Raw genomic sequence first — 14171 nt, 5'->3', positions numbered from 1 at the left:
TCAGGGCTGGCGGCAGGGCGCCAGCAGATCCCAGTCGCTGCGCCGCACCTGGGTCTGCACGCCCATCAGGCCCAGGGTGGTGTGGAAGAGGTGGTCGTGCGAGAGCGGTTGGTCCAGGTGCTGGGCCAGGCATGCGCGCGACACGCCGGCCGCCTGCGCGCTGGGCTCGGGCAACCACAGGATCAGCGGCACCTGCTTCTGCTCCTGCGGCGCCACGGCATAGGGCATGCCGTGCAGGTAGAGCTTGTTCTCGCCCAGCGACTCGCCATGGTCGGAGACATAGAGCAGGCTGGTGTCAAAGCGCGCCTGCTGGGTCTTGAGCCAGGCAATCAGGCCGGCCAGCACATGGTCGGTGTAGGCGATGGTGTTGTCGTAGGCGTTCAGCACCTGCTCGCGCGGGCATTGCTGCAGGGCATTGCTGCGGCATTCGGGCTGGAAGGGCTTGGCCGCGGCCGGCGAGCGCTTGAAATAGGCCGGCCCGTGGCTGCCCATCTGGTGCAGCACCAGCACCACGCCGCGCGCCACGCGCGCCGGGTCGAGCGCGGCGATGCGCTGATCCAGGCCATGCAGCAGGGCGGCGTCCACGCATTCCTCGCCATCGCACAGCCCGTCGGGCAGCGGCGCGGCGCCGGCGGCCGGGGTGCCGGCCATGCTGTTGGGGATACGCTCGCACAGGCCCTTGCAGCCCGACTGGTTGTCCAGCCACAGCACCGCGAGGCCGGCACGCTGCAGCACGTCCAGCAAGTTTTCCTGTGCACCCTTCTGACTGCCGAAGGCCTCGCGGCCCAGCGGCGAGAACATGCAGGGCAGGGAGGCGGCGGTGCTGGTGCCGCAGGCGCTCACGGCGCGGAAGCTCAGCACCTCGAGCTTGGCCAGCTCGGGGTTGGTGTTGCGGGCATAGCCGTTCAGCGAAAAGTTGGCGGCGCGCGCGGTCTCGCCCACCACCAGCATGAACAGCGGCGGCTTGCTGCCGGCGGCGCGCGGCGTCAGCCGCGCATCCGCGCCCAGCACCTGCGCGGGGCCATGCGGCGCCTGCTGCGATTCGACGGCCACCGTGCCGAGCGACCAGAAGGCCGTCATCGGGTTGATCATGTAGCGCAACTCCTTGTAGTTGCGCATCGTCGAGGCCAGCTCGGCAAAGCTGCTCATGGCCAGGGCCACCGCCAGCGCCATGCCCAGCACAAAGCTCATTAGATTCAGGCCCAGGCTGGGCAGCAGCTTGCGGTGCGCCAGCGGGCGACGCCACAGCCACCAGCTGGGCAGGCCGCCCAGCAATGCTAGCGTGAGGAACAGGCGCAGACTCAGCAGATCGCGCGTCTCGCGCGCATCGGTGTGCAGCACGTTGACGATCATGGTGGGGTCCACCACGATGCCGTAGCTGCTCATGAAATGGGTCAGCGCGGCCGCGGTGAGCAGGCACAGCGCCAGCACCGGCTTGATCAGCCCGCGCCAGCACAGCAGGCTCAGCAGGCCGGCGGTGAGGCTCACCACCATGCCGGCGAACACCAGCACGAACAGGCGGCCGGCGGCGTCGCCCAGCTCGGGCAGGTCCAGCATGCGCTGCCACAGCGGCCAATTGCACAGCAGGCCCATCCACAGGGCGGCCAGCCAGGTCAGGCTGAGGGGTGAATTCAGGCGGGGGCGCAGAAAGCCGGGCAGGCGCATGGGGTGGGGCGTGGGAGCAAAGCCCCGGATTGTGGCTCAGCCGCGCAATGCCAGCCCGCCCGCGCTGCGCGCCTGCCGTACACCCGCGCCGCCGCCCAGGGGCTGGACGAAGCGGCGGTGCAGCTCGCCGATCTGCTCGCGCAGCTCGGCCGCGTTGTCGATCTTCTCCTCGTGGCGCTTGAGCACCAGGTTGGCCATGTCGATGAGCTTGGCGTTGCGCGTCTCCGCGCCCTGCTGTATCAGCAGCTCCACGCCCACCTTGGCGGTGCCGCGCATGGAGTGGCGCATCGCCGTCTCGGCGATAGCGAAGATGCGCGCATGGCAATCGCGCAGCTCCTGCACGGCCATCTCGTTGTTCTCGGCCATCGCGATCAGCACCTCGGTGGCCGACTTGGTGGTGCAGTAGCGCAGGCCGATGCGGGTCAGCAGGGCGGTCATTTCCTCCAGCTGGATCTCCTGGCCGGCAAAACGCATCCACAGCGCCACCAGCAGGCTGGCCGCCTCCAGGTCGAAGTTCTCGCGGTTCAGCTCCAGACTGAAATCGCGGGCGACCTGCAGGGCGTCGGCCACGCGGCGCTCCTGCAGCAGGCGCAGGCCGTTGACGACGGTGGCGAAGCGCTGTAGGCGGGTCGACTTGGGGGCGCGCTCCAGCTCGCGCTGCATGGCCTCGTGCATCTGCTTGAGGCCGCGCGTGTCCTTGCTGTCAAAGCGCATCAGCGCCACCAGCACCAGGGTCAGCATGTCGAAGAGCTTGGAGCGCAGGCCGGTGGCAATGGTGCGCTCCAGCTGCTTGAGCGCCTCGTCGCGCTGGCCCACATAAAAGGCCAGCGTGCCGGCGCGCTGCTGGCGCAGCAGGCAGCCCGGCGTCAGGTTGGCGGCGGTGCGGTAGGTGGCCATGGCCTGCGCAATCTCGCCCTGTTCCATCTGCACCCGGCCCATCACGTCGTAGGAGTCGGCATGGCCGGGCAGCTCGCCGATCAGGGTCTCCAGCGTGCGGCGCGCGGCCGCTGGGTTGCCGGAGGCCAGCTCGCTGCGCGCCACGCCCAGGCGAGCCCAGGGCACGGTGCGGGCCTCGATGATGGCGTCGTAGAGCTTGCGGGCATCGTCATGCCGCTCCAGGCGCAGCAGCAGCTCGGCACCGATGCGGGCGGCGTAGAGCCAGAACTGCTCGCGGGCCTGGAAGCGCCGCAGGCAATGCGCGGCCGCGGCCTCGTAGTTCTGTGCCTCCAGCGCCTCGAAGATGTCCTTCAGCACGCGCTTGCGGTGCCTGGCGTGGGTGAGGCGTTCGGCCAGCGAGGCGCTGGTGTAGGGCTTGATCAGGTAGGCGTCGAGCGCGGCCTCGGCGGCCTCGGCCACCTTGGCGTAGGAGGCCTCGCCGGTGACCATGATGAAGACGGTGGAGTGGGGCAGCAGCTGCTCGCGGCGCAATTCGTCCAGCAGGTCCTGGCCGGACATCTCGCTGCCGTCGAAGTGGTAGTCGCACAGCACGATGTCGTAGGCCTTGTGCTCCAGGATCACGCGTGCATCGCTGATGCGGGTGGCCTGACGCACCATGCCCACGCCCAGCTCGCGCAGCTGCGCCGCCATCAGGCTGCGCGAGGTGGCATTGCTGTCGATGACCAGGGCGCTGGCGTCCTGGATGCTGCTGTCGATCAGCTGCATGGCCGGGCAGGCGCAGCGCTGCGTATGGAGACGGGCTTGCTCACCCCGGTCTCTTCGGCCGGATCATGCGCGACTTGAGCGCCACGCCGTGACGCAAGTCGCGCGCACGCCCACTTGGCGGCCTCGGTCTACTTGAACAGGTCCTTGACGCGGTCGGTCCAGCTCTTGGCATTGGGCGAGTGGCGCTCGCCGCCGTCCTTGAAGCTCTTGTCCAGCTCCTTGAGCAGCTTGCGCTGGTGCTCGGTGAGCTTGACCGGCGTCTCCACGCTGATGTGGCAGTACAGATCACCCGGATAGCTGGAACGCACGCCCTTGATGCCCTTGCCGCGCAGGCGGAAGGTCTTGCCATGCTGGGTGCCTTCGGGCAGATCGATCTCGGCCTTGCCGCCCAGGGTTGGCACCTCGATGCTGCCGCCCAGCGCGGCGGTGGTCATGGCCACCGGCATGGTGCAGTGCAGGTCGTCGCCATCGCGCTCGAACAGCTCATGCTGCTTGATGCGGATCTCGATATAGAGGTCGCCGGCCGGGCCGCCGTTCACGCCCGGCTCGCCATTGCCGGCCGAGCGGATGCGCATGCCCTCGTTGATGCCGGCCGGGATCTTGACCTCCAGGGTCTTGCTCTTCTTGAGCTTGCCCTGGCCGCTGCAGACGGTGCAGGGGTCGGGGATGATCTTGCCGCTGCCGTGGCAATGCGGGCAGGTCTGCTGGATCGAGAAGAAGCCCTGGCGCATATGCACCGTGCCGCTGCCGTTGCAGGAGCCGCAGCTCTTGGCGCTGGTGCCAGGTTTTGCCCCGGTGCCGCTGCAGGTCTCGCAGCTTTCCCAGGAGGGGATGCGGATCTGCGTTTCCTTGCCGCGTGCGGCCTCTTCCAGCGTGATCTCCATCGCGTAGCTGAGATCGCTGCCGCGGTAGACCTGCTGGCCCCCACCACGCCGGCCGGCACCGCCGGCGCCACCGAAGATGTCGCCGAAGATGTCGCCAAAGGCCTCGGCGAAGCCGCCAAAGCCCTCGGCCCCCGGGCCGCCGCGGCCGCCCATATTGGGGTCCACGCCGGCATGGCCGTACTGGTCGTAGGCGGCGCGCTTTTGCGCATCCGAGAGCATCTCGTAGGCCTCCTTGGCCTCCTTGAACTGCTCTTCGGCCTTCTTGGCCCCGTCACCCTGATTGCGGTCGGGGTGGAACTTCATGGCCAGCTTGCGATAGGCCTTCTTGATCTCTTCCTCGCTGGCGTTCTTGGCCAGGCCGAGGATCTCGTAATAGTCACGCTTTGCCATGGGGGAGCATCCGGGGCGTAGAAAAAAGGTGCGCCGCGTCAAGCCTTTCGGGCTTGCGCGGCGGCTTGGTGCAAGCGACCCGCAGGCCGGCGCGCACGCGTCTTACTTGCTGTCCTTGACTTCCTTGAACTCGGCGTCGACCACGTTGTCGTCGGCCGGCTTGGCGCTGGCTTGCTGCTCGTGCGAATGTGCTTGGGGCTGCTCGGCCCCGGCACCTGCGGCACCCGCACCGGCGGCGGCTTGCGACTCGGCGTAGATCTTCTCGCCCAGCTTCTGGCTGGCCTTCATCAGCTCTTCGGTCTTGCCCTCGATGGCGGCCTTGTCATCGCCCTTGATGGCTTCTTCCAGGTCCTTGATGGCGGCCTCGATCTTGTCCTTCTCGCCGGCATCCAGCTTGTCGCCATGCTCGGTGAGGGATTTGCGCACGCTGTGCACCATGCCATCGGCCTGGTTCTTGGCCTGCACGAGCTCGACCTTCTTCTTGTCCTCGACGGCGTTGGCCTCGGCGTCCTTCACCATCTTCTCGATCTCGGCTTCGGAGAGGCCCGAGTTCGCCTTGATGGTGATCTTGTTTTCCTTGCCGGTGCCCTTGTCCTTGGCGCCCACGTGCAGGATGCCGTTGGCGTCGATGTCGAAGCTCACCTCGATCTGCGGCGTGCCGCGCGGTGCCGGCGGGATGCCTTCGAGGTTGAACTCGCCCAGGCTCTTGTTGCCCGAGGCCAGCTCGCGCTCGCCCTGGTAGACCTTGATGGTCACGGCCGGCTGGTTGTCGTCGGCGGTCGAGAAGGTCTGGCTGAACTTGGTCGGGATGGTCGTGTTCTTGGCGATCATCTTGGTCATCACGCCGCCCAGGGTCTCGATGCCCAGCGACAGCGGCGTCACGTCCAGCAGCAGCACGTCCTTGCGCTCGCCGCCCAGCACCTGGCCCTGGATGGCCGCGCCCACGGCCACGGCCTCATCGGGGTTGACGTCCTTGCGCGGCTCCTTGCCGAAGAACTCCTTGACCTTGTCCTGCACCTTGGGCATGCGGGTCATGCCGCCGACCAGGATCACGTCGTCGATCGCACCCACGGCCACGCCGGCATCCTTGATGGCGGTGCGGCAGGGGGCGATGGTGCGCTCGATCAGCTCTTCCACCAGCGACTCCAGCTTGGCGCGGGTCAGCTTGATGTTCAGGTGCTTCGGGCCCGAGGCATCGGCGGTGATGTAGGGCAGGTTGACGTCGGTCTGCGAGCTGTTCGACAGCTCGATCTTGGCCTTCTCGGCGGCTTCCTTGAGGCGCTGCAGGGCCAGCACATCCTTGGTCAGGTCGACGCCTTGTTCCTTCTTGAACTCGGTGACGATGTAGTCAATGATGCGCTGGTCGAAATCTTCGCCGCCCAGGAAGGTGTCGCCATTGGTCGACAGCACTTCGAACTGCATCTCGCCATCGACGTCGGCGATCTCGATGATGGACACGTCGAAGGTGCCGCCGCCGAGGTCATACACGGCGATCTTGCGGTCGCCCTTGCCATGCTTGTCCAGGCCGAAGGCCAGGGCCGCGGCGGTGGGCTCGTTGATGATGCGCTTGACGTCCAGACCGGCGATGCGGCCGGCGTCCTTGGTGGCCTGACGCTGGGCGTCGTTGAAGTAGGCCGGCACCGTGATCACGGCCTCGGTGACTTCCTCGCCCAGGTAGTCCTCGGCGGTCTTCTTCATCTTGCGCAGGATCTCGGCCGAGACCTGCGGGGGCGCCAGCTTCTTGCCGCGCACCTCGACCCAGGCGTCGCCGTTGTCGGCGGCGGCGATGCTGTAGGGCATCAGGTCGATGTCCTTCTGCACTTCCTTTTCGGTGAACTTGCGGCCGATCAGGCGCTTCACCGCATAGATGGTGTTCTTGGGGTTGGTGACGGCCTGACGCTTGGCCGACGCACCCACCAGCACTTCGCCATCTTCCTGGTAGGCAATGATGGACGGGGTGGTGCGAGCGCCTTCGGCGTTCTCGATCACGCGCGTCGTGTTGCCTTCCATGACCGAGACGCACGAGTTTGTGGTGCCCAAGTCAATGCCGATGATCTTTCCCATTTTTATAACTCCTGAATGTGGTGCGATGGTTCTGAATTGTGGATAAGTCGCTGCTTTTCAAGGGGCAGCGGCCTGTGAATTACTTGGGTGCCGAGACCGTCACGAGGGCCGGGCGCAGCACCCGGTCGGCGATCAGATAGCCCTTCTGCAGCACCGCCACCACGGTGTTGGCTTCCTGCTCGGCGGGCACCATCGAGATCGCCTGGTGCTGGTGCGGATCGAACTTCACGCCGGCGCCGGGGTTGATCTCCAGCACCTTGTTGCGCTCCAGTGCGGCGGCCAGCTGGCGCTTGGTGGCGTGCACGCCCTCCAGCACCGTTTCGACCTTGGCGTCGGGCGTCGCGATGGCCGCTTCCATGCTGTCCATCACCGGCAGCATGGCTTCGGCAAAGGCCTCCACCGCGTACTTGCGGGCCTTGGACATTTCGTCCTCGGAGCGGCGGCGGATGTTCTCGGTCTCGGCCTTGGCGCGCAGATAGGCGTCGGACATCTCGGCCAGACGGGCCTCGGCTTCGGCCAGCTTGGCCTCGATGCTGGGCTCGGCGGCGGTGGCGCTGCCTTCGGTCTGGGCCGCCTCGGCGGTGCTTGCGGCGTTGGGTTCCTGGGACATGGATGGCTCGATCGTCATGGTCTGTGTGATGCTGGCTGGGCCCCCGCGCGATTAAGGCTTTCGGGGTAACCGCGCCCATATGGGGCGAGAGCCCGGGCTTTCAAGAGGGGGATTTTCGGGAAATCGCCGGGTACTAACCCTGATCAATCGATCTGGGCCGACCAGCGGTCCCAGTCCGCCAGGGCGCGCCGGTCCTGCTTGGTAGGGCGGCCCTGCACGATGCTGGCGGCCGGCTCGGGTGCCAGGCGGCGCGCCTCGGCGGCGCGCTCGCGCGCGTCGATGCTGTCCGGCGTTTCTTCATAGAGGGCCTGGGCCTGTGGCGCCGGGCCGCGGATGTGGCTGAGGCCGCGCACCAGCAGCTCGCGCTCGATGACGCCCTGGCGCAGGTGGATGCGGTCGCCCAGCCGGACCTCGCGCGAGGCCTTCGCGGACTGGCCGTTGACGGTGACCCGGCCTTTCACGATTTCCTCCACCGCGAGGGCGCGGGTCTTGTAGAAGCGCGCGGCCCAGAGCCATTTGTCCAGGCGCAGGCCGCTCGCTGCAGCATCTTTCTTCATGGCGCGATTGTCGCCGATGGAGGCCCTCAGCCGGCCAGGGGCAGGCTCACGCGCGCATCCATGCCGGTGATCTGCCCGTCCTTCAGGTGATTCTCAACGCGGTTCTCAAGCCGGATCTGCCCGCCCAGCGAGCGCACGATCTCCTGGCAGATCGCCAGGCCCAGGCCGGTGCCGCGACCCGGCTGGCCGGCGGCGAAGGGCAGGAAGAGCTGGGCTTGCTGGGCCGGCGACAGCCCCGGCCCGCTGTCGGCGACGAGCAGTTCGGCCCGCCCCTGCTCGCAGCGCAGCGTGATGCCCAGGCGCCCCGCCACCGGCGTGTAGCTGATGGCGTTGTGCAGCAGATTGCGCGTCAGCTCGCGCAAGGCCCATTCGTGGCCGGCCACGGCGGCGGGGTCGGTGGCGATCTCGAAGTCCAGCTGCTGCTCGGCGATCAGCGGTGCCAGATCCAGCGCCACCGCGCGTATCAGCTCGGCCCAGTCCTGCACGGGCAGGGGCTCGGCCGACTGGCGCAGCTGCTCCACCTTGGCCAGGGCCAGCATCTGGTTGGCCAGCCGGGTGGCGCCGTCCACCGTCTGCTCGATCTCGCGCAGCGCTTGCGCGGCCGCCACGTCGCCGCGCTGCGCCGACTGCACCTGCGCCTTCAGCACCGCCAGCGGCGTGCGCAGCTGGTGCGAGGCGTCGCGCACAAAGCGCTTCTGGTGCGCCAGCAGCAGGGCTTGGCGACCCAGCGCGTCGTTGGTGGCGGCAATCAGCGGCATCAGCTCGCGCGGCGCCTGGGGCAGCTCGATGGGCGAGAGGTCCTGGGCGTCGCGCGCCAGGATGGCGTCGCTGAGCTTGCGCACCGGCCGCGTCGCCGCCGCCACCACCCACCACACCACCGCGGCAATCACCGCCAGCAGGGCCGCCTGGCGCCACAAGGTGTCCAGCAGCAGCTGGCGCGCCAGGGCCTCGCGCAGCTCCAGGGTCTCGGCCACCTGGATGGTGGCCAGGCCTTGGCCGGTCAGTCCGGCCACCGGCTGCAGCAGCACCGCCACGCGCACCGCCTGGCCCTGGTAGACGTCGTCGTAGAAGTCCACCAGCGCGGCGTAGTTGCCGCGCAGGGGCAGGGTGCCGTGCCAGCCGGGCAGGTCGGCAAAGCCACCCACCATCTCGCCCTGGAAGCCGCTGATCTTGAAGAACATGCGGCTGCGGTTGTCGGCCTCGAAGGCCTCCAGCGCCGAGTAGGGCAGGTTGGCCTGCAGGCGCGGCGCCTCCACCGTGCCCTTGACCTCCAGCAGTTCGGCGATCGCCTTGGCCGAGGCCAGCAGGGTGCGGTCGTAGGCGGTGTCGGCGGCGTCGAGGGCCTGCTGGTACAGGCTGGCGGCGTTCACCATCACCAGCAGGCCCACCGGGATCAGGATGCCCAGCAGCAGGCGGCTGCGCATGGACAGGCGCTGCAGCCGCGCCGCCAGCCTCATGATTCGGCCTTGAGCAGATAGCCCAGGCCGCGCAGGGTCACCAGGCGCGCGGCGGTGCCGGCCAGGCGCTTGCGCAGCCGATAGGCCACCACCTCGATGGCATCGGGCTGCACGCTGGACTCGTCCGGAAACACCAGCTCCGACAGGCGCTCCTTGGTGACGGCCTGGCCGGGGCGCGCCAGCACGGCGCGCAGCAGCGCGTGCTCGCGCGGCGGCAGCTCCAGCGCCCGGCCCTGGTGGTAGACGGCGCCGCTCTCGGCATCGACGCGCAGGCCGCAAAAGCCCTCGGTGTCGCGCTCGCTGCCGGCGGCCGCGCCGCGCCGCGCCAGGGCGCGCACTCTCGCCTCCAGCTCGTCGAGGTCGAAGGGCTTGGTCAGGTAGTCATCGGCGCCGGTATTGAGGCCCAGGATGCGGTCGCCCACGGTGGCGCGCGCGGTGATCACCAGCACCGGCGTGCGCAGGCCCTCGGCGCGTGCGGCGGCCAGCACGTCCAGGCCATCGCGGCCGGGCAGGCTGAGGTCCAGCAGCACCACGTCGGGCAGGGCCGCCTGCCAGCGCGCCAGCGCGCGCTCGCCGTCGGTGCAGGTCTGCACCAGCATGCCGCGCCGCTCGAAGGAGCGCTGCAAGGTGGTCAGCATGCTCGGGTTGTCTTCGATCAGCAGCAACTTCATGCCGCCACCTTAACAGCGCGGCGGCCGGCGCCGCAGCGGGCCGGCCCTTGTGGTTTTCCCGGGCGCCGCGGACAGCGGTTTGACAGCTTGGCTGGCCACCATCGTGGTGCATTCCTACAAACCACGGAGACAAACCGATGACACCGACGAAACTCTTCCGCCGCGCCCCCCTGGCCCTGACGCTGATGGGCGCCTGCACCGGCGCGGCGTTGGCCCAGTCCAGCGTGACCGTGTTCGGCGTGCTCGACCTGGGCGTGCAGCGCCTCACGAACGGCAGCAAGTCGGTGTCGCTGCTGAGCATCGACGGCATGCAGACCAGCCGGCTCGGCTTCCGCGGCACCGAGGACCTGGGCGGCGGCCTCAGCGCCAGCTTCCATCTGGAGGGCGCGATCGGCCCCGATACCGGTGCCGGCGGCGATTGGCGCCGCCGCGCCACGGTGAGCCTGGCCAGCACGACCGCCGGCGAAGTTCGCCTCGGCCGCGACTACACGCCCACCTTCTGGAACATCAGCCGCTTCAACCCCTTCGGCACCAACGGCGTGGGTGCGGCCAGCAATCTGGTCTACGGCTTCGATGGCGCGTCCGGCAGCGCCAAGACGGTGGTGCGTTCAGACAACTCGGTGGGCTACTTCCTGCCCGGCGGCCTGGGCGGGGTCTATGGCCAGGCGATGGCGGCCGCGGGCGAGGGGTCCACCGGCAAGTACCTAGGCATGCGCCTGGGCTACGCGAGCGGCCCGCTGGATGTGGCGGTGTCGGTCTCCGACACCACCAACACCGCCGCCGGCGACAAGTTCAAGGTGGCCAGCCTGGGCGCCAGCTACGCGCTCAACGAGCTGAAGCTGTTCGGCTTGCTGCACACCAGCAAACAGGCCAGCAAGAAGCAGTCGAACTGGGTGCTGGGTGCGACGTACGCGATCGGCAAGGGCACGCTGCGCGCCAGCTATGTCAGCGCGCATCTGACGAATGCGGCGCCGGCCACCGACTACAAGGGTCAGCAGCTTGCCCTTGGTTACGTATATGCCCTGTCCAAGCGCACCTCCTTGTATGGCACGATGTCTCGGGTGAGCAATAGCGCCACGGGCAAGTACCTGATCCCCGGTGGCTCGTCCGTGGCGGCCGGCCAGGGATCGCGCGGTACCGAGCTCGGCATCTATCACTCGTTCTGATCGTCCGGTCTGCACAAAGAACAGGAGACAGCCATGCGTCGAGACCAATTTCTGAAATCCCTGGCGGCCCTGGCCGCCACCGGCACCCTGCCTCTGGGGGCTCAGGCCGCGGGGGCCAACCTCAAGATGATGATCCCCGCCAACCCGGGCGGCGGCTGGGACACCACCGGCCGCGCGCTGGGCAAGGCCCTGCAGGACGCCGGCCTGGCGGCCTCGGTGCAGTACGAGAACAAGGGCGGCGCCGCGGGTGCGATCGGTCTGGCGCAGTTCGTCAATGCGGCCAAGAGCGACCCGAACGCGCTGATGGTGATGGGCGCGGTGATGCTGGGCGGCATCATCACCGGCAAGCCGCCGGTGAACCTGAGCCAGGCCACGCCGGTGGCCCGCCTGACCAGCGAGTACAACGTCTTCGTCGTGCATGCGGCCTCGCCGCTCAAGACCATCAAGGACGTGGTCGAGCAGATGAAGAAGGATCCCTCCAGCGTCAAATGGGGCGGCGGCTCGCGCGGCTCCACCGAACACATCGCCGCGGCGATGATCGCGCGCGAGGTGGGCGTGGACGCGTCCAAGATCAACTATGTGCCCTTCCGCGGCGGCGGCGAGGCCACGGCCGCGATCCTGGGCGGCAACGTCACCGTCGGCGGCAGCGGCTATTCCGAGTTCTCGCAGTACATCGACAGCGGCAAGATGCGCGCCCTGGCGGTGACCTCGCCGACGCGGCTCAAGGGCGTCAACGTGCCGACGCTGAAGGAGCAGGGCATCAATGTCGAGATCGGCAACTGGCGCGGCGTCTACGCGGCACCTGGCATCACGCCCGAGCAGCACAAGGCGCTCACCGACATGGTGACGGCGGTGTTCAGGAACAAGGCCTGGATCGAGGCGCTGGAGAAGAACAGCTGGACGCCGGCCCTGCTGACCGGCAAGGCCTTCGCCGACTTCGTGGACCAGGAGTTCGCGATGCTGCGCGCCATCATGGCCAAGTCCGGCATGATCTGAGGGCGCTGCCGTGTCGGAAACCGCTGCTCCTCTCTCTCCCACCCAGGTGCTGCACCAGACCCTGGTCGGCGTGGGCGCCCTGCTGGTGGGCGCCGTGATGGCCTATGGCGCCAGCTTTGTCTCGGCCGAGGCCGGCTATGCGGGCGTGGGCCCCAACGCCTTGCCCTGGCTGGTGTCGGCGGTGCTGCTGCTGTGCGGCGCCTGGCTGATCTGGGAGGCGCGCAGCGGTGGCTATCGCGTCATGCAGAAACCCTCCGGGGGCGAGCGTGCCGACTGGCGCGCCGTCAGCTGGGTGGTGGCCGGCATCGTCGCGAATGCCGCGCTCATCACCCAGATCGGTTTCGTGCTGGCCTGCAGCCTGTGCTTCGCATTGGCGGTGCGCGGCATGCGCGTGGCCGAGGGCAGGGGCGCCGGCGACGCGCGCCAGACCCTGATCGACGGCGTGACCGGGCTGCTGATCGCCGCGCCGGTGTTCTGGATGTTCACCAAGCTGCTGGCCATCAACCTGCCGGGCGTCACCAGCGGCGGCTGGATCTGAGGATAGCGAGCCGATATGGAACTCTGGAACCAATTGCTGGGCGGCTTTGCCACTGCCGGCACACCCATCAACCTGTTATGGGCCTTTCTGGGCTGCGCCATCGGCACGGCCATCGGCGTGCTGCCGGGCCTGGGCCCGGCGGTGACGGTGGCGATGCTGCTGCCGATCACCTCGCAGGTGGAGCCCACCGCCTCGATGATTTTCTTTGCCGGCATCTATTACGGTGCCATGTACGGCGGCTCCACCACCTCCATCCTGCTCAACACCCCGGGCGAGACCGGCACCATGGTGACGGCGCTGGAGGGCTTCAAGATGGCCAAGAACGGCCGCGCCGGTGCGGCGCTGGCCACCTCGGCGATCGGTTCCTTCGTGGCCGGCACGATCGCGACCGTGCTGGTGACGCTGTTCGCGCCGGTGGTGTCGGACTTTGCCGTCACGCTGGGCCCGCCGGAGTATTTCTGCCTGATGCTGCTGGCCTTCACCACCGTCAGCGCGGTGCTGGGCGCCAGCACCTTGCGCGGCATGACGGCGCTGTTCATCGGCCTGGCCATGGGTCTGGTGGGCCTGGACCAGATCACCGGCCAGGTGCGCTACACCGCGGGCGTGCCCGAGTTCATGGACGGCATCGAGGTGGTGCTGGTGGCGGTGGGCCTGTTCGCGGTCGGGGAGACGCTCTACAACGCGCTCTACGAGGGCCGCGAGGAGCAGAACCTCAACAAGCTGAGCAGCGTGCACATGACGCGCAGCGAGTGGAAGCGCTCCTGGCCCGCCTGGCTGCGCGGCACCTTCATCGGTTTTCCCTTCGGCACCATCCCGGCCGGCGGCTCCGAGATCCCGACCTTTCTGAGCTATGCCACCGAGCGCAAGCTGTCGCAGCACAAGGAAGAGTTTGGCAGCACCGGCGCCATCGAGGGCGTGGCGGGGCCGGAGGCGGCCAACAATGCGGCGGTGACGGCCACCCTGGTGCCGCTGCTGACCCTCGGCATCCCGACCTCGGTGACCGCCGCCATCCTGCTCAGTGCCCTGCAGAACTACGGCATCCAGGCCGGCCCGCAGCTGTTCCAGACCTCGTCGACGCTGGTGTGGGCGCTGATCGCCTCGCTCTACATTGGCAACGTGATGCTGCTGGTACTGAACCTGCCGATGGTGGGCCTGTGGGTCAAGCTGCTGAAGATTCCCAAGCCGCAGCTCTATGCCGGCATCCTGATCTTCGCCACCGTGGGTGTGTACGGCATGCGCCAGAGCGCCTTCGACCTCTACCTGATGCTGGCCATCGGCCTGCTCGGCGTCGTGATGCGGCGCTTCGACTTCCCCACCGCGCCGGTGGTGGTGGGCATGATCCTGGGCCCGCTCGCCGAGGCCCATCTGCGCAATGCGGTGGCGATCGGCGGCGGGCACTGGACGGTGTTCGTCGAGCGGCCGCTCTCGCTGGGCCTGCTGGTGCTGGTGGCGGTGGTGTTGCTGCTGCCGCGCTTTCTGCGCTGGCGCGCGCGGGCGCGGCGCCGCTGAGG

The 14171-nt window shown here is 68.4% G+C and carries 12 protein-coding genes; 4 read left to right on the top strand and 8 right to left on the bottom strand.

Annotated elements, in window-relative coordinates; translation table 11 throughout:
* From PFX98_RS23385 to PFX98_RS23350, 8 genes are all read right to left on the bottom strand, one after another.
* Positions 1-1665, bottom strand: a complete 1665-nt coding sequence (locus PFX98_RS23385) for a phosphoethanolamine transferase (protein ID WP_285232876.1) — start codon at positions 1663-1665, stop codon at positions 1-3.
* A gap of 36 nt (positions 1666-1701) precedes the next feature.
* The gene (locus PFX98_RS23380; RefSeq protein WP_285232875.1) at positions 1702-3327 is read right to left on the bottom strand and encodes a response regulator; all 1626 of its coding nucleotides are present in this window, start codon (positions 3325-3327) and stop codon (positions 1702-1704) included.
* 128 nt (positions 3328-3455) lie between these two features.
* Positions 3456-4601, bottom strand: a complete 1146-nt coding sequence (dnaJ, locus tag PFX98_RS23375; RefSeq protein WP_285232874.1) for a molecular chaperone DnaJ — start codon at positions 4599-4601, stop codon at positions 3456-3458.
* Between the two features lie 102 nt (positions 4602-4703).
* Positions 4704-6665, bottom strand: coding sequence for a molecular chaperone DnaK (gene dnaK, locus PFX98_RS23370; RefSeq protein WP_285232873.1), 1962 nt, complete (start codon positions 6663-6665; stop codon positions 4704-4706).
* A gap of 79 nt (positions 6666-6744) precedes the next feature.
* Positions 6745-7275, bottom strand: a complete 531-nt coding sequence (gene grpE, locus PFX98_RS23365; protein WP_285232872.1) for a nucleotide exchange factor GrpE — start codon at positions 7273-7275, stop codon at positions 6745-6747.
* A gap of 143 nt (positions 7276-7418) precedes the next feature.
* Positions 7419-7832 carry an RNA-binding S4 domain-containing protein gene (locus PFX98_RS23360; protein WP_285232871.1) on the bottom strand — a complete coding sequence of 138 codons (414 nt, stop codon included), beginning with the start codon at positions 7830-7832 and terminating at the stop codon, positions 7419-7421.
* A gap of 26 nt (positions 7833-7858) precedes the next feature.
* The gene (locus PFX98_RS23355) at positions 7859-9289 is read right to left on the bottom strand and encodes a sensor histidine kinase (protein WP_285232870.1); all 1431 of its coding nucleotides are present in this window, start codon (positions 9287-9289) and stop codon (positions 7859-7861) included.
* The gene (locus PFX98_RS23350) at positions 9286-9960 is read right to left on the bottom strand and encodes a response regulator transcription factor (RefSeq protein WP_285232869.1); all 675 of its coding nucleotides are present in this window, start codon (positions 9958-9960) and stop codon (positions 9286-9288) included. Before PFX98_RS23350 ends, PFX98_RS23355 begins: the two co-directional genes overlap by 4 nt.
* Before the next feature lie 137 nt (positions 9961-10097).
* Between PFX98_RS23350 and PFX98_RS23345 the strand changes: the two genes are divergently transcribed.
* The 4 genes from PFX98_RS23345 to PFX98_RS23330 are packed head-to-tail and all read left to right on the top strand — an operon-like array spanning position 10098 to position 14169.
* Entirely contained in the window at positions 10098-11126 is a 1029-nt protein-coding gene (locus tag PFX98_RS23345; protein ID WP_285232868.1) for a porin, read from the top strand.
* A 33-nt stretch (positions 11127-11159) separates the two neighbouring features.
* Positions 11160-12122, top strand: coding sequence for a Bug family tripartite tricarboxylate transporter substrate binding protein (locus PFX98_RS23340; protein WP_285232867.1), 963 nt, complete (start codon positions 11160-11162; stop codon positions 12120-12122).
* Positions 12123-12132: 10 nt separating this feature from the next.
* On the top strand, positions 12133-12660 hold the full coding sequence (locus PFX98_RS23335; RefSeq protein WP_285232866.1) for a tripartite tricarboxylate transporter TctB family protein: 528 nt from the start codon (positions 12133-12135) through the stop codon (positions 12658-12660).
* Between the two features lie 15 nt (positions 12661-12675).
* Positions 12676-14169: a tripartite tricarboxylate transporter permease gene (locus PFX98_RS23330; RefSeq protein WP_285232865.1), complete on the top strand. Its 1494-nt coding sequence runs from the start codon at positions 12676-12678 to the stop codon at positions 14167-14169.
* Positions 14170-14171: the final 2 nt, after the last annotated feature.

The sequence above is a fragment of the Paucibacter sediminis genome (assembly GCF_030254645.1).
Taxonomy (GTDB): Bacteria; Pseudomonadota; Gammaproteobacteria; order Burkholderiales; family Burkholderiaceae_C; genus Paucibacter_B; species Paucibacter_B sediminis.
This window is presented reverse-complemented; position numbering and strand designations above follow the sequence as displayed.

Excerpts from the sequence above, each read along its gene's own strand:
- PFX98_RS23385 (WP_285232876.1), bottom strand. The coding sequence starts at position 1,665 with ATGCGCCTGCCCGGCTTTCTGCGCCCCCGCCTGAATTCACCCCTCAGC.
- PFX98_RS23380 (WP_285232875.1), bottom strand. The coding sequence starts at position 3,327 with ATGCAGCTGATCGACAGCAGCATCCAGGACGCCAGCGCCCTGGTCATC.
- dnaJ (WP_285232874.1), bottom strand. The coding sequence starts at position 4,601 with ATGGCAAAGCGTGACTATTACGAGATCCTCGGCCTGGCCAAGAACGCC.
- dnaK (WP_285232873.1), bottom strand. The coding sequence starts at position 6,665 with ATGGGAAAGATCATCGGCATTGACTTGGGCACCACAAACTCGTGCGTC.
- grpE (WP_285232872.1), bottom strand. The coding sequence starts at position 7,275 with ATGTCCCAGGAACCCAACGCCGCAAGCACCGCCGAGGCGGCCCAGACC.
- PFX98_RS23360 (WP_285232871.1), bottom strand. The coding sequence starts at position 7,832 with ATGAAGAAAGATGCTGCAGCGAGCGGCCTGCGCCTGGACAAATGGCTC.
- PFX98_RS23355 (WP_285232870.1), bottom strand. The coding sequence starts at position 9,289 with ATGAGGCTGGCGGCGCGGCTGCAGCGCCTGTCCATGCGCAGCCGCCTG.
- PFX98_RS23350 (WP_285232869.1), bottom strand. The coding sequence starts at position 9,960 with ATGAAGTTGCTGCTGATCGAAGACAACCCGAGCATGCTGACCACCTTG.
- PFX98_RS23345 (WP_285232868.1), top strand. The coding sequence starts at position 10,098 with ATGACACCGACGAAACTCTTCCGCCGCGCCCCCCTGGCCCTGACGCTG.
- PFX98_RS23340 (WP_285232867.1), top strand. The coding sequence starts at position 11,160 with ATGCGTCGAGACCAATTTCTGAAATCCCTGGCGGCCCTGGCCGCCACC.
- PFX98_RS23330 (WP_285232865.1), top strand. The coding sequence starts at position 12,676 with ATGGAACTCTGGAACCAATTGCTGGGCGGCTTTGCCACTGCCGGCACA.